Origin of the sequence: Psychrobacter sp. AOP30-A2-5, from assembly GCF_052378115.1 — a bacterium.
Classification (GTDB): domain Bacteria; phylum Pseudomonadota; class Gammaproteobacteria; order Pseudomonadales; family Moraxellaceae; genus Psychrobacter.
Genome location: NZ_JBQSXK010000004.1, coordinates 1 through 26,728, shown reverse-complemented (window position 1 = coordinate 26,728; position 26,728 = coordinate 1). Strand labels below are relative to the sequence as shown.

The window sequence follows — 26,728 nt, the reverse complement described above, 5'->3', positions numbered from 1 at the left end:
TTTTTATTACTTGGTAATAGTCATGTAACAATCGTTAAAGTCATGTTACAAGTTGGGCGCTTGTCTGGGGTTTTTGAGCATAGTGTGATAAAAATTGTATTTGTTTAATAATAACTGATGCATTTTCGCCTTTGTGAGTCACTTTTTATAAAAAAGGCACTGCTCCTTCTGATTATTAATCTTGATATCGAAGATTATTTTTCATTGCTACTTTTTGGGGATATCACTTTCTATGAGTAAATTACCTCGCTCCACTATTTTGTTGCCGGTTTTTGTACCGGCAGCAGCGATTATGCTGTTATTGGTGATTGGCACAGCCATCAACCCTGACGCTGCTGGCGAGCTGTTCAGCAAAGTGCTGGCATTTACCACCGACACTTTCGGCTGGTTTTATATGTTGGCAGTCGCCATATTTTTGATGTTTATTATCGCCTTGGCATTTTCGCCTTATGGCAGTATTAAATTGGGCCCTGACCATGCGGAGGCTGAGTATAAGTTTCTGGAATGGTTCGCCATGCTGTTTTCCGCAGGCTACGGTATCGCGCTATTGTTTTATGGCGTAGCAGAGCCCGTATTGCATTTTGCCAGTCCGCCACTTTCCACGCCGCAGACGATTGAAGCTGCCAAAGAAGCCATGCAAATTGCCTATTTCCATTGGGGTTTTCATATTTGGGCGATTTATGGCGTAGTAGGTTTGTCGCTGGCGTATTTCTCTTTTCGTCATGGCTTGCCATTGTCGGTACGCTCAACGCTATATCCATTAATCGGTGACAAAATCTATGGCCCTATCGGACATACTGTTGATGTGTTTGCGATCGTGGGTACGATGTTCGGTATCGCCACCAGCTTGGGTCTGTCGGTGGCGCAAATTAACGCGGGTCTAAATTATTTGCTACCAGAGATGGTGCCAGTTAATACGACGGTGCAGGTTATTATCATTGCTTTAGTAACAGCAGCTGCCTTGGTTTCCGTGTTGGCAGGTATGGACAAAGGCGTCAAGCGCTTGTCTATCTTAAACATGGTATTAGCAACGGCACTCATGTTATTTGTCTTTATCGTTGGTCCGTCGATTTTTATTCTCAATGCTTTCATGGAAAATACGGGCAGCTATCTGGGCAATATCGTTGAGCGTACTTTTAGCTTACAAGCGTACCAATCGAGTGATTGGATCGGTAGTTGGACACTATTTATTTTTGCATGGACAATTGCTTGGGCGCCTTTTGTGGGTCTGTTCATTGCCAAGATCAGTCGCGGCCGCACCATTCGTGAGTTTGTATTGGGCGTCATGTTAGTGCCAACGCTATTTACCTTCTTTTGGTTTTCAGTGTTTGGCGATACGGCACTGCATATGATTATGGTCGATGGTTACGACGCGCTGATTAGCGAAGTGCAAAACAACCAAGCGATTGCGTTATTTAAATTGCTAGAGAATTTACCATTCACGCAGATTGTCTCGTCATTGACAGTACTGTTAATTATTACTTTTTTTGTGACGTCATCGGATTCAGGGTCATTAGTGATTGACTCGCTCGCCGCAGGTGGACGTAGTGATACGCCTTGGTGGCAGCGCTCGTTTTGGGTGGTAACCGAGGGGGCGGTCGCGGCGGTTCTACTTATCGCAGGCGGTCTAAGTGCACTACAAACAGCAGCTATCGTTAGTGCTTTACCGTTTGCAATCATTATATTGATTTCGACATTTGGTATGTGGCGCGCACTACGTATTGAAGGACATCGCAATCAAAGCCTAGCCAATGACAATCATTTGCCGCCGCATCTACTTAAGCTCGACGCATGGCGTGATCGTATTGACTATATCACCAATCAACCAACGCGCGAAAAAGTGCTGGGTTATATCAAAGGTACGGTTTTATCATCGATGCATGAGGTGGCAGAGAAATTTGCCGAAACAGGCTGGTTGCCTGATGTAAATTATGATGAGGTCAATAACCGTGCTGTATTGGAATTAAGACGCGGTGACAATGTAGAGTTCTGGTATGAAGTTCGTTTGTCAGAGCATGAAATTCCTGACTATTATACGGAAGATATGGCCAATGAATTACCACAAGAGCACCATCATCGTGCTGAGGTGTATTTGCGCCGTGGTGGTCAAACCTATGATTTATATGGCTATCAATCAGAGTCGGTGATTAACGATATTATTGATCAGTTCGAAAAATACCTACACTTCTTAAATGTGTCGCCAGATAGTTTGCCGTGGCGTATGCAGGAGCATGATGAGGACATCACACTAGAACAGGGCAGTGTGTTTGATAAGTAAGGGTACACTGTTGAAAAAGTCGTGTTTCTTAATGCAAGTTATTCATGTTAATAGCTTGCAATATGCGTACGATTCCTTAGAATAACGGCTTGTTTTTATTATCTTATTTTAATTAATGGCAAGCCGTTTGTTATGTCTACTGATTCTCCTGCTTTACCGTCGTCTTTGCCAGTATCTGACCATCCATTATTGCAACCATTGAATATCGGTGGCCTGACGATTGAAAACCGCCTCATGGTTGCTCCTATGGCTGGCGTGACGGACAATCCTTTTCGGCGTTTATGTAAATCCTTTGGTGCCGGTCATGCGGTGAGTGAAATGATTATCGCTGACACGGCGCTTTACGCGCGCAAAAAGTCCTTGTATCGTGCCAATTTTGACAATGAAATTGCGCCTATATCAGCGCAAATTGCAGGGGCTGAGCCTGATAAATTAGCAGAAGCGGCACGTTATCAGATCGATAATGGCGCGCAAATTATTGATATCAATATGGGCTGCCCTGCCAAAAAAGTTTGCCGTAGGCTGGCAGGTTCTGCACTGTTGCAAGACGAAGATTTGGTTGCCCGTTTACTAGATGCGGCGGTAAATAGCGTAAATGCCCCCGTGACCTTAAAAACGCGATTGGGCTATGAGAATGGTCGTGAGAATATCTTGCGTGTGGCGAAGCGCGCTGAGCAAGCAGGTATTGCAGCGATTGCCATTCACGGACGCACGCGCGAGGATATGTACACTGGCGAGGCGCGTTATGAGCTGATACGCGAAGTTAAAGAAAGTATCAACATTCCCGTCATTGCCAATGGCGATATCGATAGCGCGCAAAAAGCCCAGCGTGTCTATGAGTTGACAGGCTGTGACGCGGTGATGATTGGGCGTGCTGCCCAAGGACAACCGTGGATATTCCGCGATATCGAGCATTTCTTACGCACTGGTGAGAGTCTTGATGCACCGAGCGTCAGTGAGATAAAAGAGATCGTATTGGCGCATTTGCAAGAGCTATATGACTTTTATGGTGAGTACTCTGGCTGCCGTATCGCTCGCAAGCACATTGCTTGGTATACCACAGGCATTCCTAATTCTAATGCTTTTCGCCAAGCAATGTATGGTGAAGAAAGTACCGCTGGACAGTTTCGCGTGGTCGAAGATTTTTTGCAGGCGCACGGATAGTAAGTGAGCAGAGGGTTCATGCTAAGCGTTTGTTAAATAATAAAAAAGCTTTAAGGCTCGTCCACTTTAGCGGTACTTGGTTCTTTTTTGAGTGCGGTATTTTCTTTTTGCCAAGGGAATTTGCCTTCTAATTCTACTTGTAGTGACAAGCTCAAAAAAGTCCGAATGAGTACGATAAAACCTAGTACTAGGACGCTGCGTAACGTCGGTTCTGTGACGACAGTCGCCATAATATCAGCGGCGATGAGGACTTCTAATCCTAACAAAATAGATTTACCGACGGTTTGTCTGACTTCGATATAGGTCTCATGGTTAAACCCACTGGTTAGGCGAATCCCTCGATAAAAAGCAAAAAACAGTCCAAAAAACATAATAAGTACGCCAATGACCTCGACTATCTTAGCAATTAAATCAATGTAATGAGCTAGAGTTGCAATCAAAATAGATACTCCTTATCGATGCTCGGTGAAAAGCGTAAGTCTGAAAAATACTGCGATTATACGTTTATCGATCCTTATGATCGGCAAATTATCTGGCTGAGACGGCGGTTTTGTTCACTTTAAGCCATAATTTTTTGCTATGCTGTAATCGAACATTCATAGGCATAGAAACAACAAAAAGGATTTTTTATGGCCAATCCCTCAAAAAAAGCAATCAACAAAGCGGTCAAAGATAAGAATATCATTATCACAGGGGCATCAAGCGGTATTGGTGAGCGTACAGCATATTTACTTAGTGAATGCGGTGCGCATGTTATCTTATTAGCACGTACCGAAGACAAACTAAAAGCCGTTAAAGAAAGTATCGAGGAGCTTGGTGGCAATGCCAGTTATTACCCTTGTGATTTGACCAATATGGATGATATCGAAAAAGTTAGCACGCAAATTTTGGCAGATTTCGGACATGTTGATGTCTTGGTCAATAACGCTGGTCGTTCAATTCGGCGTTCGGTTCACGAGTCTATTGATCGTTTCCATGATTTTGAGCGTACTATGGATATCAATTACTTTGGCGCGGTTAAAATAGTTCTTGGGTTTTTGCCGAGGATGATTGAACGTCAGACTGGTCAAATTGTGAATATCTCATCGATTGGCGTATTGGCAAACAGTCCGCGTTTTGCCGCTTATGTTGCCTCAAAATCGGCATTGGACGCTTTTAGCCGCTGCTTAGCTGCTGAAGTGAAGGGCGATAATGTGACGATTACCAATATTTTTATGCCATTGGTGCGTACGCCTATGATTGAGCCTACTAAGTTATACCGTTACATGCCTGCATTAATGCCTGATGAAGCCGCGATGATGGTTGCCAAAGCGATTGTCCATAAACCAAACAGTATTGCCAGCAACATGGGTAAATTTGCGTCAGCTACTTATTCACTGGCACCAGCAATCAACGTTGGTATTCAGTCGATGGGTTATCGTATTTTTCCAAGCACCCGCGCTGGACTGACTACCGATAAGAAGCCAAACCTTGCTCAGCGTGCTTTTGCCAGAATACTGCCTGGTGAGCATCATTAGAATAGGCTGTATATGAGCCTTGATTTAGAATAAAAAAGGACGCTGCGGTGTCCTTTTTTAATGCCTTAAAAATTATTATTGTTGATATAAAATAGGAGAGAGGGCAGTAGCAGCCTTTTGTTCTTAACGCTTTATTATGATCAAAACCTATTTATAAATGTCTATCATCATCACTTTTATGGGAACTAAAGTGTCTTCAACTCAAATTTAGATATGACACGGACATTAGATCATAAGTCGTTTTGGGTCATAAATGAGTCAATCATGGCAGCTCAAATCGTGATTGCCATGATGTTAGATCCTGTATGAGTCAGGATAATGTTTAAGGCATATGTCAGTCGGCTTATAATTAAAGCTCCGCTCCTAATGCTTATGTCCTGTAGAGTACTTTGACCACATGCCAGCCAAATTTGGTTTTTACCAAATGTGGGGTGAAGAGTTTGCCGCTGAAGCAGATTTTGTCAAATGGCGGTACCATGTCGCCTTGTTGAAACTCACCTAAGCTGCCGCCTTTTTTACCTGATGGGCAGGTTGAATGTCGTTTCGCCAGCACATCGAACTTAGCGCCTTTTTGAAGCTTGGCAATAATGTCTTCAGCCTGCTCTTTGTGTTTTACTAAAATGTGTAATGCGCTAGCTGTACGAGCCATAATGTAAACCTTTCATAAAATATCAATTATCGGGGCATTATATCACGGCTTATCTTGGTTGCTAACTTCACTTGTATGCGCTACTTCTTCAAAAGCCATTATCTACACAGGGACTACTATTTGGATGAGAATCAGTGTCTTTTGAGTGTCGCTGTCATTACATCGGTGCAATGCATTTGGGTAGCTTACGAGCCCAATCAAGCCTAATGGTTAGGCATTAAGCGCTTTGCTAACTTTTTAATATCGTTATTCCCAACAGGATCTAGTGATTTGGCATACCATAATGATCTGCGATTAGCTCAACAGTGCGCGATTGGGCGCGGCGCGAATAGCCCTGAACCACCATCATTACCTCATCGACACCTGTCTGCTCCTGAAGATCCTCTAAACCTTTTGCGACCTCGGCAGCAGTGCCATGCAGGGTTTGATCGGTATACTGTTCAATAATCTGGCGCTCTTGCATATTGCCTTGAAAAGCGGCTACTTCATCAGGAGGCAGTAAAGCAAAAGGCTTGCGCTGAAACATTCTCAACATTGCCATGGCAGACGATGTTGACTGGCGACGTGCCTCTACAGGATCTTCGTCCGCAATCGCGCCAATGCTGACTAAGCAGTATGGCTTGGCTAGAATTTTTGAAGGACGGAAATTCTCTCGGTAAATGCGCATGGCACTTAAGACATCAGCATTGCCAAACTGTAGAGCAAATGCATAAGGTCTACCCAGCTTTGCTGCCAGATGCGCGGAGTAAGTCGATGACCCTAAGATCCAAACATCAGCAGCGGTCTTCGATGGGGGTACTCGGTTTTGCTCGGCTTGCCATGGGCCTGGCACCGCATGAACCGCATGATAAGGATGGTCTTTTGGAAAACTGTTTTCTAAAAAGCCCAACAACTCTGCGACTTGCTGAGGAAATTCATCGTTTGCTGCCTTATGCCGACGCAAAGCGGAAGCCGTTGCACCATCCGTACCCAGTGCCCGTCCCAAACCAAGATCAATTCGTCCTGGCGCCATCGCATCGAGCATGCCAAATTGTTCAGCAATGACCAAAGGCACATGATTCGGTAGCATGATGCCGCCTGCACCAAGCCTAATTCGCTCAGTTTCCCCAGTAAGCCGAGCCACCATCATCTGCGGTGAAGGCACCGAAGCACCAGGCATGGCATGATGTTCAGACATCCAAAACCGCTGAAAGCCTCTTTTGTCAGCCAATTTCGCAAGCGCAATCATCTCTTGAAAGGTGTCCTCTGCCGTGTGACTAACGCCGGTGAAGGCATTGTCGAGCACCGAAAGAACGAAAGGGGCGCTACCTGAATGATTTGGCATATTCATAAACGATCTCATTTTTACCGTATTAACGATGCATAGCAACACACTTTGGGTATTGCCACACAGGGAAGATTTAAAGACCCAACCATCAAGCACTAGAATTTATAGGTTTGACCATCATTAGGGACAAGCGCACGCTGCTTGTCTAAGTGCTTTTCTTCGATAAAGCGGCGCAGCTCTGCCTTGGTGAGGGTGGCATGATTGACCGTATCCATGTGCACGCTCACGATCTGAGCATTAGGAGAGAATTTATACGCACGGTATACATCCTCTTTACCCATAATGATAGAGTCATCAACAAAGGTAGTTAACTTCGCATAGCCTGTATTAAGGATGACCGCATCAGGCTTATAGCGAGTGAATGCATCTTCCACTTCCTTATTCCAAACGGTATCCCCTGCGACATAAACGGTCTTGTAGTTTGGTTTCTGGAATACAATCCCCATCGTTTTGCCCAGTAGTTCAGCTAATGGTGCCACTTTGTACATCTCATCAGTACCATGCTGTCCGATGGTTTTATGAATTGTAACGCCTTTAAACACAAAGCCTTGCTCTGTTAATGCTATAACATTGGTAAAACCATCTTTACGTACGATTGCCGTATCCGCTTCATCTTGGGTAAAAATTGGCATGTCACGCGGCACGAGGTTGCGTGCGGCATCATCCCAATGGTCAGCATGAAGATGCGTCAAGATAATGGCATCAGCCCTAAGCACTTCGGCAACAGTCATCGGCAAATCCACCATTGGATAGCGTATTTGGCTATTTACTGTGCCATCAAACCCTGGATAAGCGTTTTTAGCTGCTAGCATCGGATCCACTAAAAACGTGGTGCCAGCATAATCAAGCTTGATCGTGGCATTACGGATTTGCTGAAATTGAACGGTATTGGTAGCTGTCTGTTTTACCGCGTTAGAATTTGCTGCTGGACTGGCAAAGGTGGTACATGCCGTTAACAACATGACGCCACTTAACAGTGTGGTGCCGGTCAGTGATTTTGCGATATTCATAATAGTTACCTTATTGAGGAAATTCTTCTTAATGGGACTAGGGTTTAAGAGTCTATTTCATGACTAAATCATGGTTTGGCTAACAACTCTGGATTAACGGGCAATCCAAGTTTGGGTATCAATCACTTCGCCATATAGAAACTCAATCGCTGCCATGATGGTGGCATGAGCCTGAACAGCAGGTACTTTCGTACCATTAAATTCAAGATCAAGCGTGGCACAGGCATCATGAACCGTAGTGGTTGTATAACCAAAGTCCACTGCAGCACGAACTGTGGCATCCACACACATGTGGCTCATGGCGCCAATCACAGTCACTTCTTTGATACCTTCTTTATCTAATAGCTCTTTCAGATTGGTCTCACGGAACGAATTGGGGTAATGCTTAGTGATGACGGCTTCATTCTCTATTGGTTTTACCTTTTCATTGATTGCTACACCATCGGTACCAGGCGTAAAGATCGGTGCGTCAGCAGGCATTTCATGACGGATATGAATGACGGTATGACCTTTTTCTCTCGCAGACGCAATCACCAAAGCTGCATTATCAGCGGCTTCGTTAATACCTACAAGTGATAAGTTACCTTGTGGGAAATACTCATTTTGAATGTCGACAACGATCAATGCTTGTGTGTTCATGATAATGCCTCTTTGTTTATGGAAGTGACTGTATAGGCGTATATTTTACAAGCACTGTGCTACACTAACGAGTGGCTACATCGACACATAAGAGGTTAATAACGACATATGAATCAAAAACATGCTATTGAAATTGGCTTGATCGTTTATGAGAAAGCACAAACGGCGGCTGTCCTTGGACTGACTGATTTATTCGTGGTGGCCAGTAAACTCGCCGCTAAACGTCAAGATACAACCGATCTGCCTTTACAGGTCAGTCACTGGGAGATTTGCGGCGTTAAGCAGCAGCCTAAGCGCACTTTTTCGAGCAATCCTGATAGCGTAGGAAGATTAACAGCCGTCATCATTCCACCCACGTTAGAAGCACCGATTGCAAAGCAAGCGGCAGAACCTTGGCTAGAATGGCTAAAAGAGCAGCATTCGACAGGGGTGATACTGTCGTCCGTCTGCGCCGGTGCTTTTTTATTGGGCGAAACAGGACTACTCTCCAAGCGAAAGGCAACCACGCATTGGGGTTATGCAGAGGATTTTAAGCAGCGTTTCCCTGATGTGGAGCTCGATGTCGATCGCATTATTATCGAAGACGGTGATATTGTGACCGCTGGTGGCGCGATGGCCTGGACAGATTTAGGATTGAGAATGGTGGATCGCTTTCTTGGTTCTCAGGTGATGAATGAAACCGCTCGTATGTTGTTAATTGACCCCTCAAGGCGTGAACAATGTTATTACAGTGCTTTCTCACCCAACCTCACCCATGGAGACACAGCCATATTAAAAGTGCAGCATTGGCTACAAAGAACCAATGCACAAGATATTGATTTATCCACCCTCGCCAATTGCGCGCAGTTAGAAGAGCGTACTTTTCTGCGTCGTTTTCATAAGGCAACAGGCATGACATCAACGGAATATTATCAGCGGTTACGCATCGGCAGTGCCAAAGACTTTCTACAGTTCTCGTCGTCTCCTGTTGAGCAAATAGCGTGGAAAGTGGGTTATAGTGATGTCAGTGCATTTCGTAAAATATTTAAGCGCATTGTTGGGTTGACACCAAGTGAGTATCGACGTAGATTTAATACGAATAAGGCGTGATAGGTTTAGGTAATGATTTTTTTAAAGGTAGGCACATTGACTGCTTATAGGTAAGAGTTAGATGTAATAAAACGGCCACTGATGTAGCCATAACCGTTTTATTCTTTAACTGTCATTAACGGGAAGACACTCCTTTAAAACGCAGTAAACGCAATGCATTCAGCGTCACCAGTACCGTAGCACCAGTATCCGCTAGCACAGCAATCCACAGTCCTGTCACGCCGAGCACAGTGGTTATCAGAAATATGCCTTTTAACCCAAGTGCAAATATGACATTTTGATGGATATTTCTCATGGTGGCGCGGGATAAGGCAATAAGGTTAGCAACGTCTATCACGCGGCTTTTTAATAGGGCAATATCAGCCGTTTCGATAGCCACATCCGTGCCACTGCCCATCGCAATGCCAATATCTGCCGCTGCCAAAGCGGGTGCATCATTGATACCATCACCAATCATCGCTATTTTACTATTGCTTTGCATCTCACTGAGTAGACGTAGCTTATCTTCAGGTAACAGCTCAGCTTGCCACTCTATGTCTAACTGACTGGCTAGCGCTTTTGCCGTACGGCTATTGTCACCTGTGAGCATGACAGAGCGCACGTTCATCTTATTGAGCTGTGCAATGGCTTGCTGTGCATCTTCTCGTAACTCATCACGTAGAGCGACCAATCCGAGCGCCTCCCTCGTGTGCTCATCAAACAAAATAGAAACCGTTTTACCATCATTTTGTAGCATCTCAATTTGAATCTGCTGCTCAGCTGACAACATAACGTTCTCAGCGACGTAGACTGGTGAGCCGATGGCCAAAGAGCGTCCAGCGACAGTGGCATGAACGGCTTTGCCTGCCGTAGCAAAGGCGTTGGAGGATTCAGGTATGACTACGTTAGCGGCTTTGGCATGATCCACAATAGCCCTAGCAAGTGGATGACTAGAAGCAGCATCGACGCTTGCAAATAGTGACAGTAGTTTATCGTGACCCTCAGCAGCGGTATGCGCTGTTTTAAAACCAATAACATCGGTTACCCGTGGTTTTCCTTCAGTCAAAGTACCCGTTTTATCAAAAGCGACAGTACTGACCTGACCCACCAACTCCATGACATTACCGCCTTTGATAAGCAGTCCATGGCGCGTGCCGACCGCCAAACCTGAGGCAATAGCGGCAGGTGTTGACAGCACAAGGGCACAAGGACAAGCTATCAATAATAGCGCCAAACCACGATATAGCCATATTCCCCATTCTGCTCCCATCAGTAGAGGTGGGATAATAATCACTAAAGCCGCAATCGCCATCACGATAGGCGTATAGTAGCGGCTGAATGTCTCAATAAATCGTGCAGTCGGTGCTTTAGACGCTTGCGCTTGCTCTACAAGTTCGATAATACGCGCAATCGTATTATCTGCCGCTGTTTTTTCTACGCGTATTTGTAGTACCCCATCAACGTTGATAGATCCAGCAAAGACCTCAGCGCCTATGGTTTTGGCAACAGGAACAGATTCTCCAGTTACAGGTGACTCATCGAGGCTAGAAACACCTTGAACAATCACTCCGTCAGCAGAAACTCTATCACCGGGACGCACAAGCACCTTATCGTTAATCTGTAATGCAGTCGCTGCCACCTGACATTGTTGTCCTTGCGCGTCCAATAGAATAGCAGTCTTTGGCACTAGTGATGATAACGCTCTGATGCCAGCGCGCGCACGATCAGCTGCGACGCTTTCTAATAGCTCACCAACCGAAAATAGGAACACCACGGCAGCAGCTTCTTCTGCCTCTCCAATGATAAGGGCGCCGATAGCCGCAACAGACATGAGCATTTCAATTGAAAAAGGCGAACCTACTAACGCCAATGCAAAAGCTTTACGGGCAAATGGTAGGACACCGATAGCCACAGCGGCAATAAAAACCCATGCGCCATATTCAGGGAAAATTAAAGACAACATATATGCGGCACTCATCAAAAGCCCATTACCAACGACCTGTTTGCCTTTTATGGTTTGCCACCAGCGCTGATCGTTTACCGCTGCTTGACCACCATCAATACCCATCTCATTTTGTTGACTTGTTAACGCTGATACACCAAACCCTAAGCGCTTAATAGTCTTTTCGATATCTTTAACGTTAGTACTTGTATCAGGTTCTAGGGTTAACTCTAGCTTTTGAGTCGAAAAGTTTAGCTGAACCTCAGAGACACCAGGCATACGTGTTAGTGCCCGCTCAATTTTGCCAACACAACTGGCACAGTCCATACCTTCAATATGATATTGCATAGTTATTTATCCTCTTATTGAAGACATTATGGACCCTATAGTAGCTTTAGGGTCAAGGCTTTTAACGACAAAGGGGTTTGATTTTTTATCAGCAAACCTTATAGTTACTTTATTGTTTTAGATAATAGAAAATACTATTTAAGGAGATACACATGCTTATCAAAATTGGCGAGCTTGCCACGCGCACCGGTGCGACGGTCGAAACCATTCGTTATTATGAGAAAGAGATGTTATTACCAGAGCCTGCGCGTAGCCAAGGCAACTATCGTTTGTACAATGAGGCGCATTTTGAGCGTCTACAATTTATCCTGCACTGCCGTACGCTCGATATGACTTTGGATGAAGTACGAACCCTGCTTCAGTATAGAGATAAACCTGAGGAAAACTGCGGTGAGGTCAATGTGCTATTGGATGAGCATATCGATGCGGTAGAAACACGTATGGAAGAATTGGTTCAGTTAAAGCAACATCTACTAGCGTTGCGGCAAAAATGCGCAAGTGAAGCGCTGGCTGAATCCTGCGGAATATTGCATGCGCTTGCCGATAACTCCTGTCATAAATAAAGTATTCATTTTGGTAACATTATCCACTTTTCATACGTAAAAGTAGACCTATCACCAAACGCGCGTGGTCAATAAATTCAAAATGATTCAGCCCATAATCCTTTCTGTTAATCGTATAGACTGCGCGTCTATCAGACTGACTCATTGCACTTGTGCAGGGAAGCCAGCCTTTGCTAAAGCAGCCGTCATCTGCTCAACACTTGCGATGGTTTCAATACTGACCACTTTGGCTGCTAAATCCATGTCAACCTTGGCGTTTGAGTCGATATCGTGAATAATTGCTGTCACACCACGAGCACAGCCGCCATATTTCATGTTTCCAATCCATAGTTTCATAGCCTTTCTCCAAATAAGTTTTATTTCATCACTAAGCTTAAGCCTTGTCTTGATGGTAATGTCAAACATATTTTAAAAAAACACGCTTGACCTTACCATCATGTCAACCTCTATGCTGTTGATAACAGATTGAACATGATAGAGGATGTTATGAACTCAGAAAATAGTAAGTCTTATCTTTACAATGAAACATTACCCATTGAAGGTATGACCTGTGCTTCCTGTGTGGGGCGGGTGGAAAAAGCATTAAAAAAAGTTGAAGGTGTTGAAAATGCTGAGGTGAATCTTGCGACTGAAAACGCCATGATTTCCTCGTCTCAACCTTTAGATCTTATCGCAGCAACCAAAGCCGTAGAACGAGCCGGTTATAAGGTCTTGGCCTCTCAGCCGATTGAGCTGTCGATAGAAGGTATGACTTGTGCTTCCTGCGTTGGACGGGTAGAAAAAGCCTTAAAAAAAGTTGAAGGCGTACAACAAGCAAACGTCAACCTTGCTACTGAACGCGCATGGGTACAAGGCAACGCTCAAGTACAGAGCAGCGATTTGATTCAAGCCGTTAAAAAAGCGGGGTACACGGCTAAGCAGATTGAGCAGAATGCACGTGTTCGACAGGATAAAAAAGCCACGGAGCAGCAACAGCTGAAACGAGATTTGATGATCTCTTTAATTCTAGCCGTGCCTGTTTTTATTCTAGAAATGGGGTCACATATGATTCCAGCTTTTCATATGTGGGTCATGGACAATATCGGCACGCAACAAAGCTGGCTGATTCAATTTGTTTTGACCACGCTGGTACTCATCTTTCCAGGCCGACGTTTTTATCAAAAAGGTATTCCAGCATTATGGCGCTTGGCTCCAGATATGAATTCATTGGTGGCTGTTGGAACACTGGCGGCTTATAGTTTTTCGCTAGTCGCAACATTTATTCCACAAGTTCTACCTGAGGGTACTGTGAATGTGTATTACGAAGCGGCGGCTGTGATTGTGAGCTTAATTTTATTAGGGCGTTATTTCGAGGCAAAAGCCAAAGGGCGTACCTCTCAAGCCATTCAACATCTAGTGGGTATGCAAGCAAAAACAGCACGTGTTCACCACAATGGGCAAGTGACTGAAGTACCGATTGCAGAGGTGACCACAGAAACGATTGTTGAGATTCGTCCCGGTGAGCGTGTTCCAGTCGATGGTGAAGTAATTGAAGGTCAAAGTTATATTGATGAATCCATGATTACAGGTGAACCCGTTCCTGTCAAAAAACAAGTCGGTGATCAAGTGGTCGGAGGAACAGTCAATCAGAATGGAACCTTAAATTTTCGGGTGACTGCTATCGGAGAATCGTCGGTATTGGCACAAATCATTCGCATGGTTGAACAGGCTCAAGGGTCTAAATTACCGATTCAGGCATTGGTTGATAAAGTCACTATGTGGTTTGTCCCCATGGTCATGCTCTTAGCAATGCTCACTTTTATAGTCTGGTTTATCTTTGGTCCTGACCCTGCGTTGACGTTTAGTCTCGTCAACGCCGTTGCCGTCCTAATCATTGCTTGTCCCTGTGCAATGGGATTGGCAACCCCTACATCCATAATGGTTGGTACAGGTCGCGGCGCAGAAATGGGCGTCTTATTCCGCAAAGGTGAAGCGTTACAAGCTTTACAGGAAGTAAAAGTCATTGCTGTCGATAAAACTGGCACATTGACTGAAGGCAAACCAACCTTAACAGATTTTTATGTCCAACCAGGGTTCGAACGTGAGCAAGTCTTGCGTATTGTGGCATCGGTTGAAGCAAAATCTGAACATCCCATTGCCTTAGCCATTGTTCAGGCCGCAGAGCAACAGAATATTAGCTTATTGCCGATTACCACTTTTGACTCTGTGACGGGATTTGGAATCAAAGCAGGAGTTGAAGGTCAAGCCGTTCATATTGGTGCTGATCGTTATATGCAGCAATTAGGACTTGATGTTACTCCCTTTAAAGACGAAGCCGCGCACTTAGGACAAGAAGCTAAAACCCCCATATATGTCGCGATTGATCAGAAATTGGTTGCTATTATTGCCGTTGCAGATCCCATTAAAGACACCACTTATGCCGCGATTGCAGGTTTACATCAACTGGGCTTAAAAGTAGCAATGATTACAGGGGACAATCGGCATACTGCGCAAGCTATTGCAGCAAAATTACATATTGATCAAGTGATCGCAGAAGTGTTGCCTGATGGAAAAGTAGATGCAATACGTCAACTGCAACAACAATATGGACGAGTGGCTTTTGTTGGTGATGGTATTAATGATGCACCCGCTCTTGCTCAAGCTGATGTCGGACTGGCAATTGGCACAGGGACAGATGTGGCAATTGAAGCCGCAGATGTAGTGTTAATGTCAGGTAGTTTACAAGGGGTTCCTAATGCGATTGCTTTAAGTCAGGCTACCATCAAAAATATTCGACAAAATCTATTTTGGGCATTTTTCTATAACATTGCTTTAATTCCAATTGCCGCAGGGGTTTTATATCCAGCATTTGGAATTTTGTTGTCACCTATTTTTGCAGCAGGCGCAATGGCGCTATCCTCTGTTTTTGTACTAGGTAATGCCTTACGCTTAAAGTACTTTCAGGTGCCCGTGATTAAAGCGTAGAACTGTTAATATAGGGTTAAAGTACCCGTTTGGCTTTAACCCTTTTTATATCAGGAGGAAAGTTATGAATATCGGTCAAGCGTCAGAGCAATCAGGAATCTCTCCCAAAATGATCCGCTATTATGAACAGATTGGGTTACTTGATGCCGCAAAACGCTCAAATTCAGGATATCGAATCTATTCTAAACAAGATATAAAAGACTTATGCTTTTTAAGACAGGCTCGTGATTTAGGTTTTTCGTCCAAACAGATGAAAGAGTTGCTTGATTTGCGGAAAAATACAGATCGGCAGAGTGCTGATGTTAAACAATTGACACTGCAACATATCGCAACTTTGAACCAAAAAATAGCTCAATTGCAAGATATGGTGAGCTCACTACAGATTTCAGCTGATCATTGCTCAGGTGATGCAAACGCCGATTGTGCCATACTAAAAGATCTTGAACAGAATAAATAAAGTAAATTACATGTAATCTCATCTGTTTTTTATGCATATTTCAGTCTAAAAAAACATGTGTCTAAAAGAATACTTTCAGAAAAAATTAAGGCTATGGTTTCCTAGTGAGGACTTGAACACTCGGCTGTAAGCTAATAGTATCAATGGTTTTGCCCACTGAAATAGTCGCAGTATACTTCATGGTGTACTTACCATATATATTCTATCTGTGATCGGTGCGCTATACAGGAGTCGAACTACTAGTTTTAGATATGACTTTCATGACTATGAAATTTACAGTATAGGTTATGACTACTGAGCTGTTTGATTAAAATCTATAAGGTTTATCTCTACAGTTTGTTCAATATAACTCAAAGGTTGGTTTTTGATTTAATTACCAAAAGATCCAAAACCATCTATATAACCACCATACGGCTCTGCTATAGCATTCAGTAATGATTCAGTTTCTACTACATCATAATAGTTAGGAATCATGGATATTTTACAATAGCATGTAAAATCATCTTCTTCCTCTTCAATGCTGAAAGTAGTATTTGGTAAAGCTTCCTTAATTTTTTCTACTACTAAGATTCCAAAACTCTCAGATGGTACTGAGATAAAAAAATCTATTTCGATCATTTTTGTCAAATCTGTTCCATCATCTTTTAATCTTTGCAATGCATTTCCAGTATTATCATTCGGTAGTTCCTTATTCATCTTGATGTCCTTTGTTCATATTTAAAGTAATAGAGATATTAGAAAAGGCTATACCTCAAAGAAACCAGTTATTTCAGCCCTCATGCGTATTAGTAGACTACTTAAAACAGACTGATATAACAGAACCACTTATAACAGACTATAAAAAAATTAACACGACGATATCCTGTCCTAGTTAACCAAATACCCGCCATAATATCCAAAATAATCCAGCCATAATGATGGCAATCACCAATAGCCGTTTCAGCCAATAGGGTATCAGCGGTTTTTTATAGCCTAAATCATTAAGCTGGCTGTCCACACCATTTTGTAGGCTCTTGAATCCTCGACTTTGCTTAGTCGTTTTGACGCGATTTTTTATCAGCTGTCCAGCTTCATCCTCAGCACCTTGCTCTCTATCAAAGCTAATAGCATGATTAGGAATGCCTTGCTTGCTGGCGATAGTGTTGAGTTTTTGCTGCTGCTTTACCTTTAGTTGTGTCTCATAGGCATCAATCCTATTCTTGGCGTCATCCATACTAATGTCTTCATCTGCCGCCAAAGTCTTGATCGCCATCACTAAATTGTTTTTTTCGATCATCATGATGACGTCTCTTGGCAGCTTTGGGTTGACTGGTTTTGAGCTAGGGTCAGGGTTAAACATGACTGTCCTTATGGCGATATGAAAAATAGGCATCGATAGTGTTGATTATTATAACCATTTTACAGCAATAATATTCAATCAAAAAAATACCGCAATCACGATAATGACTGCGGCATTTTAATAGCTATCCTTTATTAGTATTTCTACCAATTTTTGATGGTCTATAGGTCTTTCCAGCGTTGGATAGACTCTTTGATGACTTCTTTGGCTTCTGCAACATCGCCCCAAGATTCAACGACCGTAGTGCCTGGTTTTTTCAGATCTTTATAGTGGCTGAAATGGAACTCTAACTGGTTGATTAGCTGCTTTGGTAGATCCGCTAGGCTGTTATGAGCATTGCCTGTATCACGGTCATCAGCAGGTACGACGACGATCTTGTCATCGACTTCGCCATCATCAACGAACTTCATCACACCAATGACTTTGGCTTTTAGGAAAATACCAGTTGGTAGCGGCTGCTCAGTCAGCAATAATACATCAAGCTCATCACCATCTTCGTCAAGTGTTTGCGGGATAAAACCATAGTTACAAGGCTTGGCAAAAATCTGTGGATCAATACGATCAAGCTCAAATACCGCCAGTTCACGATTCCACTCAATTTTATGGCTGCTACCAGCTGGGATTTCTACTACTACGTTGATAATGCCGCCATCTACATCGCCTGCGTCCAAAATTTTGTTAAAATCTGCCATAAAGTACTCCAATTTGCTTTTGTTTTAAGTGCTTGAATAATAAGTGATGATAAAAGAATAACGTCGCGGCACTGCGATATTATCACTGTGCCCAATATGTGCCGCCTGCGATTATAACAAGTTTGACTCAAATTTTCTCACAATGCTTAAGTCTAAGCGTGCACGATATTATGCAAAAAAAGATTATGCAAAAACGGACCTAAAGACCTCACTTGGGTGCGAGTGCGCGTAGCTCAATGAGTCCAGCATGACGCTTAGCAATGTTATCAATAAGTTTTTGGGTCACTTGCGCATAGCTTAAGGCTTCGCCAGTTTGTTCATCTGACTCTTTTTGCATAGCCACAAAGTCGGATAACCGTAACATTTGCATCCCCGCATAGCCGCACGGATTAATCGCATTAAATGCGGACAAGTCACAATTTAAATTAAGCGCGATACCGTGATAGCTAAATCCATGTTTAATTTTGAAGCCTAACGATGCCATTTTTCCAAGCATAATTTTATCATCGACGGAGGTACTGTTGGCTAGTGTATCGGTATTGTCACTGTCATCCGCTAAAGATGTATCAGCATATAGATAAACACCGGGTGCATCACGGCGCGCATGGGCGCTAATGGCTGTCGTGTCTGATGAAGCAGGATTTTGCAAGCAGTCATTAATGACGTCTTCGATTGCTTGCTCGGCATGCGAGACCAAGTTGCGCACACTCCAGCCCAAGCTATTCAAATCGAACAACCAATAAATAACCAGCTGCCCGTGACCATGCCATGTCACTTGACCGCCGCGATCCGTTTTTATAATAGGCGTATTGGTACGTTGCAAGATGTGCTCTTCTTTACCTGCTTGCCCTAAAGTATAGACATCATTGTGATCGACAATCCATAATTCGTCAGGTGTGCGCAGTCCTTGCTGTTTTTTTAAGTCAATACGTGCAAGCGTACGTGTTAGCATCGCATCGAGAGTGGGGACGTAATCGGCTGTTGTTAGAGATTTGCTGATCAGTGTGTCATTAAGCTGTTGCGTGGTGTTTTGCATGAGAGTCGCAGTCTTATTGTGGTCTGGTTCAAAGAGGTGTATCACTGATATTCAGTCGTGATATCGATAGTGAGTGTAGCAGTTTTTGCGATTGGCACCCAAGATTATCTCTTGTCACGCTGTAAAACTCAACAATCAAAACACTGATAAATGCCCTAACGGAGTAGCCATAATAAGCAAAATTTCTCAGTGCTTAATATGAAATTTCTAGCATTGTGATGCGTGTTTATAGACACTTATTTCATACAGACGCAGGAGTCAACTTAATGTGCTGTTCATTGATTCGTTGATGCGCTACATTAAAGTGCAATGAATGGAATCGCATTACTTATATTCAGGGGTTGCCATCAATGTAACCCGCTGATTAGGGCGTGTCCTCAATTCAATCGATTGCTTTCTAAATGGGCTAAAAATGGCTAAATTTTGCCAAACATCGTCAAATAGCTTATTAATATCTCGATATTATTTGCGCTGCTTTCCTTGTTTGACGGCAATTTATCTCATGTTTATCACCATTTTTAAAATGAGGACAAGCCCTAGAAATACAGAGTCTCTAACCCAATATAGTATATTGACTCTAACGCAGATGACAAGGAAGATAAATGACAGATAATAATCAAAACATGAATGAGCAGACCTCAATCGACACGGATATGTTGCAGCAACCAGTGCCAAAATCGCCTAGTATTGCTAATACGGTTGATGAGATGCGAGCGCAATTTTCACGCTTACAAACACTCAGTCGCACGCAGCCAATCAATGACTGGGCCACTCGTGAAACCCAACTAGACAGTCTAGAAGTCATGCTTAGCGATAACCAAGCCAGTTTCGCCAAAGCGATCAGTGCCGACTTTGGTTATCGTAGCGAATCAGAGACCCAGTTTGCCGAGTTGTTTCCTAGCTTTACTGGTATCAGTCATGCCAAAAAGCACGGTAAAAAATGGATGAAAGTTCAGCGGGCTTCTATTTCAGCGCTGTATATGCCAGCTCATAATGAAATCCAGCCTCAGCCATTGGGCGTGGTTGGTATCATGGTGCCTTGGAACTATCCGTTATTTTTAGCAGTAGGACCGATGATTGATGCACTCACTGCTGGCAACAGAGTTATGATCAAGATGAGTGAAGCGGCACCGCAGTTCGCCCAAGCATTTGCCAGTGCGATTGCTCGTTATTTTTCACCAGACATGATTTGTGTCGTACTGGGTGAGGTAGACATTGCAGTTGCTTTTAGTGAGCTGCCTTTTGATCATCTGCTTTATACGGGCTCTACGGCTGTGGGCAAAAAAGTCATGGCGGCGGCGGCTCCTAACTTAACACCCGTCACGCTCGAGCTGGGCGGTAAATCACCGGTCGTCGTGTTAGAGGGCGCAAACTTAGAAAACGCCGTCAATCGTGTGATGATGGGCAAAACACTAAATGCGGGTCAGACCTGTATTGCCCCTGATTATGTACTGATTCAGCGCCAATATCATGAAGAGTTTATCCGTTTAGCAAAAGAGTGGATGGAAAAGCACTATCCAAATATTGAGAGCAATCCAGATTACTCACGTATTATCAATGGCGAGCAATTTAAGCGTGTCAAAGGCTATCTAGATGCATTATCGAGCGATGGGATCCATAAGCTCACTGATGCTGAGTCTAATATCGAAACGCGTCTAATGCCGCCTGTCATCGTGAGTGAGCCTGCCCCCGATAGTGATGTGATGCAGGAAGAGATTTTTGCGCCGATTTTGCCATTGATGCATTACGATACGCTTGATGATGCCATTCATTTTGTCAACGAGCGACCACGCCCACTGGCGTTATACGTTTTTGGTGATAACTATAACGCCCTAGAGAAAGTACGTAACAATACGGTCTCTGGTGGCCTATGTATTAATGAAGTGCTGATACATGTTGCCCAGCATGACTTACCGTTTGGCGGGGTTGGCGATTCAGGAACGGGGGCTTACCATGGTAAAGCGGGATTCGAGCGTCTTAGCCATATGAAACCAGTATTTGTACAATCCAAGTTAAATGGGTTGAATTTGTTGTTGCCACCTTATGGCGGGTTGTTTAAAAAAGCCATGGCAATGTTTTTAAAATAACAAATGCTAAAGTGAGCAAAGTTGACATAACTTTCGTTCAAGTAAACAAAAATACCTAATCATTGTGAGCAATCATATAAGCAACTTTAAAAAACAGCATCTATCTCAATAGGTGCTATTTTTTTGTATAAAAGTAAGCGATAAAAAATTAATGAGCATTTGTCATCTTGTCTATAAATCGCTACACTTTGTAGTGAGCCTAAACGATAGTAGTATTAGTTTTAGATGAAGACGTTGTCTAGTCTTCAACGACTGAATGAGTCAAAAGCAATACACGCTTGGCGTAAAGCAATAATGTTATTGACTTGGGCGTTCATTTCCATAATAAAAATTATAAATAGGACATCTTATGCGCCAATGGATTGCGTTAAGTTTACTATGCATGAGCGTGCTGTTACTGCCAGTATCGGCATCAGCAGCCTGCGACTCACCAATCAAATTTGGCGCTCTGACATGGGAGAGCGGTCAGTTTATCTCTGGGGTGCTTAAGTACATCGCTGAAGATGGCTATGATTGTACAATTGAAGAGGTGCCGGGTGCTGGTCCTGCACTCGAAACGGCATTGTCACAAAACGACATTCAAGTGATTGGGGAGCAGTGGGTTGGACGCTCGCCAATTATGGAACAAGCCATCGAGCAGAATAAAGTGGCAGTCATCGGTGATACGCTCAAAGGCGGCGCAACTCAAGGTTGGTATGTACCCAAATATGTATTAGAAGAAAACCCAGGTCTACGCAGTTATCAAGATTTGCCTAAATATGCTGAGCTGTTTAAAGATCCTGAAGACCCTAGCAAATCACGCTTTATGAATTGTCCGTCTGGTTGGACGTGTGAGATTTTCAATACTCGCTTGCTGAAGAATACAGGTTTGGACAGTATCTTTAATAATGCCCATCCCGGCACTGGGGCAGCGCTCGACGCTGAGATTGCCTCTGCTTTTGAGCAACATAAGCCACTACTGTTTTATTACTGGCAGCCTACGGGCTTGATGGCAAAATATGACTTTGCGCCATTAGAGTTCCCTGCCCATGATGACGCTTGTTGGCAAGATTTGTTACGAGCGGATGGCACCGCCGATTGTGTGTCTGGCTTCCCTGTCTCACCTTTAGGTATCGCAGTATCTACCCCCTTTATTGAATCCAATCCAGAGCTTGCTGATGTCTTTAAAAAAGTTCAGTTTAGCTCCGATGAGCTCAATGGTGCTATCTTGGAGATGAGTGAAAATAAACGCAGTGGCGATGAGCAAGCACTAGCATTTTTGCGTAAATATCCGAGCGTCTGGCAAGCATGGTTGTCTGATGAAGCAGCCAGTAACCTTGCGGCTAAGCTAGGCATCAGCTTAACGGGCGAGGCTATCACTTCAGATGCAACCGTCTCTAGCACTAATCGAGCGACCTCATTATCGAGCTTTCCTTCTTGGTCACTTGAGACGCCGCTTAATAATACATTAGCAAGCGTTGTCCAAAATTATGGCGATGTGTTTCGTACTGTCAGTACCATGGCGTTAACCTATCTATTGCTACCGATTGAGCGTCTATTAACCACTATGCCGCCTTGGCTTATCATTGCGCTTGTGAGCGTATTGGCATGGTTTGGTGTCCGTAAAATCTGGTTTGCACTGGCATGCGGCGCAGGACTTTTTCTCATTGGTGCATTTGGACTATGGGGCGCATTGATTGATACCTTGGCACTGCTCATCGTATCAGTGTTGGTGACCGTCGTGATTGGTATTCCTATAGGCATTGCTATGTCGGGCAGTAAAATTCTTCGCAAGGTTGTGACGCCAATACTGGATGTGATGCAGACCATGCCAAGTTTTGTCTATTTGATACCCGTATTAATGTTATTTGGGATTGGCAAAGTGCCTGCGTTATTTGCCACTATTATTTATGCCTTGCCACCACTGATTCGGCTGACGACATTGGGGATTACCCAAGTCAATCATGAGATGGTCGAAGCAGGGCGCTCGTTCGGTAGCACACACTTGCAGCTGCTCATTTGGATTAAATTGCCGCAAGCATTACCCAGTATTATGGCGGGCGTGAATCAAGCGGTGATGATGTCGCTCTCTATGGTGGTGCTCGCGTCTATGATTGGCGCACCGGGGCTTGGTGAAGATGTGTTGCAATCGATTCAAACGCTTAATATCGGTCAGGGCTTGCAAGCAGGTACGGCGATTGTCATCGTTGCCATTATCATTGACCGTATCACCCAAGCGTTCGGTCAAGGCAAGCGTGCTCGGCAAAAAACCATCGATGCTGGCAGGCATCCCATTGGTTAATTATCAGTGCCCTGGTCGAATGTTCAACACGCCCTAATCATAATGATAACTAGAAAAATAAAAATGAGAGCCATCATGAATCATATTCAATTGGAAAATATCAGCAAGATTTATAATGCCAATAGCTCGCAAGCAAAGTCTGCATTGGCATTACTAGCAGAAGGTATGGATAGTATTCAGGTAAAGGAACAAACAGGCTATTCGGTCGGGCTTTATGACATCAATTTAAGCGTTAAAGCAGGTGAGCTGCATTGTATTATGGGCTTGTCAGGTTCAGGAAAATCAACCTTGATACGCCATATCAATCGTTTGATTGACCCAACCAGCGGTAAAATATGGGTTGATACTTCTATTAATGCTAAGCCGTCTACTATTGCTAAGCCCTCCACTAATGCCAAACCCTCTGCTGATGTATTAGAAAATGGAAGATCATCGTCTGCTATTAATATTTTAGAGCTAAATGATAAAGCGCTACAGCATTATCGCCAGCAGACACTCAGTATGGTTTTTCAGCATTTTGGTTTGGTGCCACATATGACGGTGCTGCAAAACGTCGCTTACGGCTTGCGAGTGCGAAAAATGAGTATCAAAGAACGCCACGAGGTTGCTCGGCATTGGCTTAATGAAGTTGGGCTAGCAAATTTGGAGAAAAGTTACCCTGATGAGCTGTCAGGAGGGATGCAGCAGCGAGTAGGGCTTGCGCGTGCCTTAGCAACCGACAATCAAATATTGCTGATGGACGAGGCTTTCTCTGCCCTTGATCCCCTTATTCGTGCCCAATTACAAGACCAACTACTTGAGCTACAAGCACGGCTAAACAAAACCATCGTCTTTATCACTCATGATATCGATGAAGCGATTAAGGTCGGTCAGCGGATTAGTATTTTAAATGGCGGGCGTTTGGTACAAACGGATACACCCAGTGAATTACGCCACAACCCAGCTGATGAGTATGTGGCGCAATTTATGCGTGCCAAAATTTAATTTAAAAATAATACGACGTTTTTTTAAATGCTGTTTTATAAATTACACCTGCAAAATGATAGATTTCTGTCTATATCATTATTCTTACACTGGTGTTAAAAAAGTGTAGCAACCCCTTAGTTACTATTAAAGTAAACTCCATCATCGATGTATACTATTAAGATACTCTAATAGTGTATTAGCTTTGCTAAAATCTTGATTTATCCACTCTCATTGATTACGTAAGAAGATCATGAGCGAGCATAAAAACTCAGTTTATGATCGTAAGACTTCGTAAAAAGGACCTCGCATGCCGCATAAGAAAATTCGCCATAATGATCATAGTCATACTAATAAGTTAGCGACAGACTCACCATGTGATTCATCACGTTGGCTAAAAAACATTAGTGCCGTTGGTGTCACGACAGTACTGAGTGCTGGCATATTGGTCGCTTGTGGACAAATGAGTAGTGCGGAGAGCAATGCAAGTAGCACGACTAAATCAGCCAAGCAAAACAGTGGAGTGACTAGCTCACGTGACATGCTGCCTTCCGATATGCTTGGACAAATGCGAGCGCTGCCGCAATTGACAAAAGGCTTAGGTGACACGGGCACAGCAGTCATTGACCCTAATAAACCGACATTGATTAAATTTTGGGCAAGCTGGTGCCCATTATGTTTGGGTACGTTGGCAGAAACCGAAGAATGGCGCACCGATCCCAAGTTCGCTGATTTAAATGTCGTGACTGTTGTCAGTCCCGGTCATCTAAACGAAAAAGCCGATAGCGACTTTAGCACTTGGTATGCAGGCGTCCAAGCAGACTATCCAAAGCTACCAGTATTGTCTGACGCTTCAGGCGAGCTGATTAATAAACTTGGTGTGCAAGTTTATCCAAGCTGGGCGATACTCGATAAAAGCGGCAACTTGGTGCATTTGGTGAAAGGCAATATATCGGCAGAGCAAGCCTATGCCCTTGCTGAAAATGCCAATAATGATTTTGCTGAGCTTAAAGCAGGGAGTGCTAAACCAGCAAACGCGCAAACCTTAGACAACAACAGCAAGATTGAAACCATCAAACAAAAAGAGGGCGTTTATTATAACGATAAAGGCAAAGCGATTAATACGCGCTCAATCTACTTGGCGGGCGGCTGCTTTTGGGGCGTAGAAGCTTACATGGAGCGCGTCGAGGGTGTGGTCGACGCTGTATCAGGCTATGCCAACGGTGATACCGCCAATCCAAGTTACGAGCAAGTGATTCGTGGTTCAGGTCATGCCGAAGCCGTCAAAGTCACTTACGATGCGGATAAAACAGACCTTGATACTATCTTAAAATACTACTTCCGCGTGATAGATCCAACCAGCCTCAACAAACAAGGCAATGATCACGGTGTGCAGTACCGCTCAGGCGTTTATTACACCGATAAAGAAGATAAAGCAGTGATTGATGCTGCCCTCCAACGTGTGCAAAGCCAGTATAAACAAAAAATTGTAGTAGAAAATGAGCCGCTAGACAATTTCTACTTAGCTGAAATGTACCATCAGGATTATCTGGCAAAAAATCCAAACGGCTATTGTCATGTTGATTTAAGCCTTGCCGATGATAAACCAGAAGGTACTGCGCGTACCAAGCTTGCACCTGTAAGTACCGTTGCTGAGACTTTAAATCCTAAGCGTTACGCAGGATTTGATAAAGGCGCGCTCAAAAACACCTTGACCAAAGCACAATACAATATCACGCAAGATGCCGGTACTGAGCGCGCCTTTAGCCATGAATATGATAATTTATTTGCGCCGGGTATCTATGTCGATGTGGTGAGCGGTGAGCCTTTATTTTTATCAACTGATAAATACCAATCTGGCTGTGGTTGGCCAAGCTTTACCAAGCCGATTGACATGCAAGTCATTACCCAGCATGAAGACACCGCTTTTAATATGGTACGCACTGAAGTTCGCTCGCGAGTAGCAGACTCACATCTGGGTCATGTATTCCCTGATGGGCCAAAAGATCGTGGCGGGCTGCGCTATTGTATCAATGGCGGGGCGCTACAGTTTATTCCAGTCGATGTGATGCCGCAGTCAGGCTATGCGCCATTAGTGAAGTTGGTTAAGCCTGCAAAACCTTAATTATTAATACTGATAATCGACTTTATATAGAGACGTTAAGATAATTCTTAGCGTCTTTTTTATGATTGATGCCTTGAGCATAATTACTATCACAGCATGATGGTTCGTTTTATTATCGTTGTATTTTTGCTGTTATAGCCGTTGAATTATGAAAAACCAACCAAACTTCGTTATACTCAAAAGCTGAGCGTTTTCTATTATTAATACTTTTATCATCTAGCGCCGTAAAACCACGTCCTTCTAGGGCATGGATATCAGGCGTCAACCGTTGTCACCTAG

Annotated in this window: 22 protein-coding genes; 11 read left to right on the top strand and 11 right to left on the bottom strand. The window is 43.7% G+C overall.

Annotation, left to right across the window (positions count from 1 at the left end):
• Positions 1-232: 232 nt before the first annotated feature.
• Entirely contained in the window at positions 233-2,278 is a 2,046-nt protein-coding gene (locus ACT3S4_RS04710) for a BCCT family transporter (protein WP_087814377.1), read from the top strand.
• Between the two features lie 132 nt (positions 2,279-2,410).
• Positions 2,411-3,442, top strand: coding sequence for a tRNA dihydrouridine synthase DusB (dusB, locus tag ACT3S4_RS04705; protein WP_087814378.1), 1,032 nt, complete (start codon positions 2,411-2,413; stop codon positions 3,440-3,442).
• Positions 3,443-3,492: 50 nt separating this feature from the next.
• On the opposite strand, the gene ACT3S4_RS04700 is transcribed toward dusB, so the two are convergent.
• Positions 3,493-3,882 (bottom strand): DUF1622 domain-containing protein, encoded by a 390-nt coding sequence (locus tag ACT3S4_RS04700; RefSeq protein ID WP_087814379.1) that lies wholly within the window; start codon positions 3,880-3,882, stop codon positions 3,493-3,495.
• A gap of 189 nt (positions 3,883-4,071) precedes the next feature.
• Here ACT3S4_RS04700 and ACT3S4_RS04695 point away from each other — a divergent pair, with 189 nt between their 5' ends.
• Positions 4,072-4,959 (top strand): SDR family NAD(P)-dependent oxidoreductase, encoded by an 888-nt coding sequence (locus ACT3S4_RS04695; RefSeq protein ID WP_444760572.1) that lies wholly within the window; start codon positions 4,072-4,074, stop codon positions 4,957-4,959.
• 370 nt (positions 4,960-5,329) lie between these two features.
• Here ACT3S4_RS04695 and ACT3S4_RS04690 read toward each other — a convergent pair whose 3' ends face one another.
• From ACT3S4_RS04690 to ACT3S4_RS04675, 4 genes are all read right to left on the bottom strand, one after another.
• The gene (locus ACT3S4_RS04690; protein ID WP_045446094.1) at positions 5,330-5,608 is read right to left on the bottom strand and encodes a peptidylprolyl isomerase; all 279 of its coding nucleotides are present in this window, start codon (positions 5,606-5,608) and stop codon (positions 5,330-5,332) included.
• A 262-nt stretch (positions 5,609-5,870) separates the two neighbouring features.
• On the bottom strand, positions 5,871-6,938 hold the full coding sequence (locus ACT3S4_RS04685) for an LLM class flavin-dependent oxidoreductase (RefSeq protein ID WP_087814381.1): 1,068 nt from the start codon (positions 6,936-6,938) through the stop codon (positions 5,871-5,873).
• 92 nt (positions 6,939-7,030) lie between these two features.
• Positions 7,031-7,945: an MBL fold metallo-hydrolase gene (locus tag ACT3S4_RS04680; protein WP_087814382.1), complete on the bottom strand. Its 915-nt coding sequence runs from the start codon at positions 7,943-7,945 to the stop codon at positions 7,031-7,033.
• A gap of 93 nt (positions 7,946-8,038) precedes the next feature.
• Positions 8,039-8,584, bottom strand: a complete 546-nt coding sequence (locus ACT3S4_RS04675; RefSeq protein WP_087814383.1) for a cysteine hydrolase family protein — start codon at positions 8,582-8,584, stop codon at positions 8,039-8,041.
• Between the two features lie 108 nt (positions 8,585-8,692).
• Here ACT3S4_RS04675 and ACT3S4_RS04670 point away from each other — a divergent pair, with 108 nt between their 5' ends.
• A complete protein-coding gene (locus tag ACT3S4_RS04670) occupies positions 8,693-9,673 on the top strand; it encodes a GlxA family transcriptional regulator (protein ID WP_444760571.1) in 981 nt (326 codons plus the stop codon).
• A 115-nt stretch (positions 9,674-9,788) separates the two neighbouring features.
• On the opposite strand, the gene ACT3S4_RS04665 is transcribed toward ACT3S4_RS04670, so the two are convergent.
• On the bottom strand, positions 9,789-11,942 hold the full coding sequence (locus tag ACT3S4_RS04665) for a heavy metal translocating P-type ATPase (protein ID WP_444760570.1): 2,154 nt from the start codon (positions 11,940-11,942) through the stop codon (positions 9,789-9,791).
• Between the two features lie 152 nt (positions 11,943-12,094).
• On the opposite strand from ACT3S4_RS04665, the gene cadR reads away from it, so the two are divergent.
• Positions 12,095-12,505: a Cd(II)/Pb(II)-responsive transcriptional regulator gene (gene cadR, locus ACT3S4_RS04660; protein ID WP_045452168.1), complete on the top strand. Its 411-nt coding sequence runs from the start codon at positions 12,095-12,097 to the stop codon at positions 12,503-12,505.
• Positions 12,506-12,646: 141 nt separating this feature from the next.
• On the opposite strand, the gene ACT3S4_RS04655 is transcribed toward cadR, so the two are convergent.
• Positions 12,647-12,841 (bottom strand): heavy-metal-associated domain-containing protein, encoded by a 195-nt coding sequence (locus tag ACT3S4_RS04655; protein ID WP_109590099.1) that lies wholly within the window; start codon positions 12,839-12,841, stop codon positions 12,647-12,649.
• A gap of 150 nt (positions 12,842-12,991) precedes the next feature.
• On the opposite strand from ACT3S4_RS04655, the gene ACT3S4_RS04650 reads away from it, so the two are divergent.
• Positions 12,992-15,469 (top strand): heavy metal translocating P-type ATPase, encoded by a 2,478-nt coding sequence (locus ACT3S4_RS04650; RefSeq protein ID WP_109590098.1) that lies wholly within the window; start codon positions 12,992-12,994, stop codon positions 15,467-15,469.
• Between the two features lie 64 nt (positions 15,470-15,533).
• Positions 15,534-15,926 (top strand): Cu(I)-responsive transcriptional regulator, encoded by a 393-nt coding sequence (gene cueR, locus ACT3S4_RS04645; protein WP_087814389.1) that lies wholly within the window; start codon positions 15,534-15,536, stop codon positions 15,924-15,926.
• A gap of 369 nt (positions 15,927-16,295) precedes the next feature.
• Here cueR and ACT3S4_RS04640 read toward each other — a convergent pair whose 3' ends face one another.
• The 4 genes from ACT3S4_RS04640 to lipB form a co-directional block, all read right to left on the bottom strand.
• Positions 16,296-16,622: a ribonuclease E inhibitor RraB gene (locus ACT3S4_RS04640; RefSeq protein ID WP_087814390.1), complete on the bottom strand. Its 327-nt coding sequence runs from the start codon at positions 16,620-16,622 to the stop codon at positions 16,296-16,298.
• A 175-nt stretch (positions 16,623-16,797) separates the two neighbouring features.
• The gene (locus ACT3S4_RS04635; protein WP_250162328.1) at positions 16,798-17,265 is read right to left on the bottom strand and encodes a hypothetical protein; all 468 of its coding nucleotides are present in this window, start codon (positions 17,263-17,265) and stop codon (positions 16,798-16,800) included.
• Between the two features lie 161 nt (positions 17,266-17,426).
• On the bottom strand, positions 17,427-17,957 hold the full coding sequence (locus ACT3S4_RS04630; protein WP_404642735.1) for an inorganic diphosphatase: 531 nt from the start codon (positions 17,955-17,957) through the stop codon (positions 17,427-17,429).
• Positions 17,958-18,165: 208 nt separating this feature from the next.
• Positions 18,166-18,993 carry a lipoyl(octanoyl) transferase LipB gene (gene lipB / locus ACT3S4_RS04625; protein WP_444760569.1) on the bottom strand — a complete coding sequence of 276 codons (828 nt, stop codon included), beginning with the start codon at positions 18,991-18,993 and terminating at the stop codon, positions 18,166-18,168.
• A 602-nt stretch (positions 18,994-19,595) separates the two neighbouring features.
• Here lipB and ACT3S4_RS04620 point away from each other — a divergent pair.
• The 4 genes from ACT3S4_RS04620 to msrAB all read left to right on the top strand — a co-directional run bounded on the left by ACT3S4_RS04620 (position 19,596) and on the right by msrAB (position 26,449).
• The gene (locus ACT3S4_RS04620) at positions 19,596-21,080 is read left to right on the top strand and encodes a coniferyl aldehyde dehydrogenase (RefSeq protein ID WP_444760568.1); all 1,485 of its coding nucleotides are present in this window, start codon (positions 19,596-19,598) and stop codon (positions 21,078-21,080) included.
• A 349-nt stretch (positions 21,081-21,429) separates the two neighbouring features.
• Complete coding sequence (locus tag ACT3S4_RS04615) at positions 21,430-23,361, top strand: glycine betaine ABC transporter substrate-binding protein (protein WP_176393037.1); 1,932 nt, start codon at positions 21,430-21,432, stop codon at positions 23,359-23,361.
• Positions 23,362-23,436: 75 nt separating this feature from the next.
• Positions 23,437-24,345, top strand: coding sequence for an ATP-binding cassette domain-containing protein (locus ACT3S4_RS04610; RefSeq protein WP_087814393.1), 909 nt, complete (start codon positions 23,437-23,439; stop codon positions 24,343-24,345).
• 289 nt (positions 24,346-24,634) lie between these two features.
• Positions 24,635-26,449 carry a bifunctional peptide-methionine (S)-S-oxide reductase MsrA/peptide-methionine (R)-S-oxide reductase MsrB gene (msrAB, locus tag ACT3S4_RS04605; protein ID WP_087814394.1) on the top strand — a complete coding sequence of 605 codons (1,815 nt, stop codon included), beginning with the start codon at positions 24,635-24,637 and terminating at the stop codon, positions 26,447-26,449.
• The last annotated feature ends 279 nt before the right edge of the window (positions 26,450-26,728 follow it).

What these genes read in the sequence shown, in the direction of transcription:
- ACT3S4_RS04710 (WP_087814377.1), top strand. Translation starts at nt 233, where the DNA reads ATGAGTAAATTACCTCGCTCCACTATTTTGTTGCCGGTTTTTGTACCG.
- dusB (WP_087814378.1), top strand. Translation starts at nt 2,411, where the DNA reads ATGTCTACTGATTCTCCTGCTTTACCGTCGTCTTTGCCAGTATCTGAC.
- ACT3S4_RS04695 (WP_444760572.1), top strand. Translation starts at nt 4,072, where the DNA reads ATGGCCAATCCCTCAAAAAAAGCAATCAACAAAGCGGTCAAAGATAAG.
- ACT3S4_RS04690 (WP_045446094.1), bottom strand. Translation starts at nt 5,608, where the DNA reads ATGGCTCGTACAGCTAGCGCATTACACATTTTAGTAAAACACAAAGAG.
- ACT3S4_RS04685 (WP_087814381.1), bottom strand. Translation starts at nt 6,938, where the DNA reads ATGAATATGCCAAATCATTCAGGTAGCGCCCCTTTCGTTCTTTCGGTG.
- ACT3S4_RS04680 (WP_087814382.1), bottom strand. Translation starts at nt 7,945, where the DNA reads ATGAATATCGCAAAATCACTGACCGGCACCACACTGTTAAGTGGCGTC.
- ACT3S4_RS04675 (WP_087814383.1), bottom strand. Translation starts at nt 8,584, where the DNA reads ATGAACACACAAGCATTGATCGTTGTCGACATTCAAAATGAGTATTTC.
- ACT3S4_RS04670 (WP_444760571.1), top strand. Translation starts at nt 8,693, where the DNA reads ATGAATCAAAAACATGCTATTGAAATTGGCTTGATCGTTTATGAGAAA.
- ACT3S4_RS04665 (WP_444760570.1), bottom strand. Translation starts at nt 11,942, where the DNA reads ATGCAATATCATATTGAAGGTATGGACTGTGCCAGTTGTGTTGGCAAA.
- cadR (WP_045452168.1), top strand. Translation starts at nt 12,095, where the DNA reads ATGCTTATCAAAATTGGCGAGCTTGCCACGCGCACCGGTGCGACGGTC.
- ACT3S4_RS04655 (WP_109590099.1), bottom strand. Translation starts at nt 12,841, where the DNA reads ATGAAACTATGGATTGGAAACATGAAATATGGCGGCTGTGCTCGTGGT.
- ACT3S4_RS04650 (WP_109590098.1), top strand. Translation starts at nt 12,992, where the DNA reads ATGAACTCAGAAAATAGTAAGTCTTATCTTTACAATGAAACATTACCC.
- cueR (WP_087814389.1), top strand. Translation starts at nt 15,534, where the DNA reads ATGAATATCGGTCAAGCGTCAGAGCAATCAGGAATCTCTCCCAAAATG.
- ACT3S4_RS04640 (WP_087814390.1), bottom strand. Translation starts at nt 16,622, where the DNA reads ATGAATAAGGAACTACCGAATGATAATACTGGAAATGCATTGCAAAGA.
- ACT3S4_RS04635 (WP_250162328.1), bottom strand. Translation starts at nt 17,265, where the DNA reads ATGTTTAACCCTGACCCTAGCTCAAAACCAGTCAACCCAAAGCTGCCA.
- ACT3S4_RS04630 (WP_404642735.1), bottom strand. Translation starts at nt 17,957, where the DNA reads ATGGCAGATTTTAACAAAATTTTGGACGCAGGCGATGTAGATGGCGGC.
- lipB (WP_444760569.1), bottom strand. Translation starts at nt 18,993, where the DNA reads ATGCAAAACACCACGCAACAGCTTAATGACACACTGATCAGCAAATCT.
- ACT3S4_RS04620 (WP_444760568.1), top strand. Translation starts at nt 19,596, where the DNA reads ATGACAGATAATAATCAAAACATGAATGAGCAGACCTCAATCGACACG.
- ACT3S4_RS04615 (WP_176393037.1), top strand. Translation starts at nt 21,430, where the DNA reads ATGCGCCAATGGATTGCGTTAAGTTTACTATGCATGAGCGTGCTGTTA.
- ACT3S4_RS04610 (WP_087814393.1), top strand. Translation starts at nt 23,437, where the DNA reads ATGAATCATATTCAATTGGAAAATATCAGCAAGATTTATAATGCCAAT.
- msrAB (WP_087814394.1), top strand. Translation starts at nt 24,635, where the DNA reads ATGCCGCATAAGAAAATTCGCCATAATGATCATAGTCATACTAATAAG.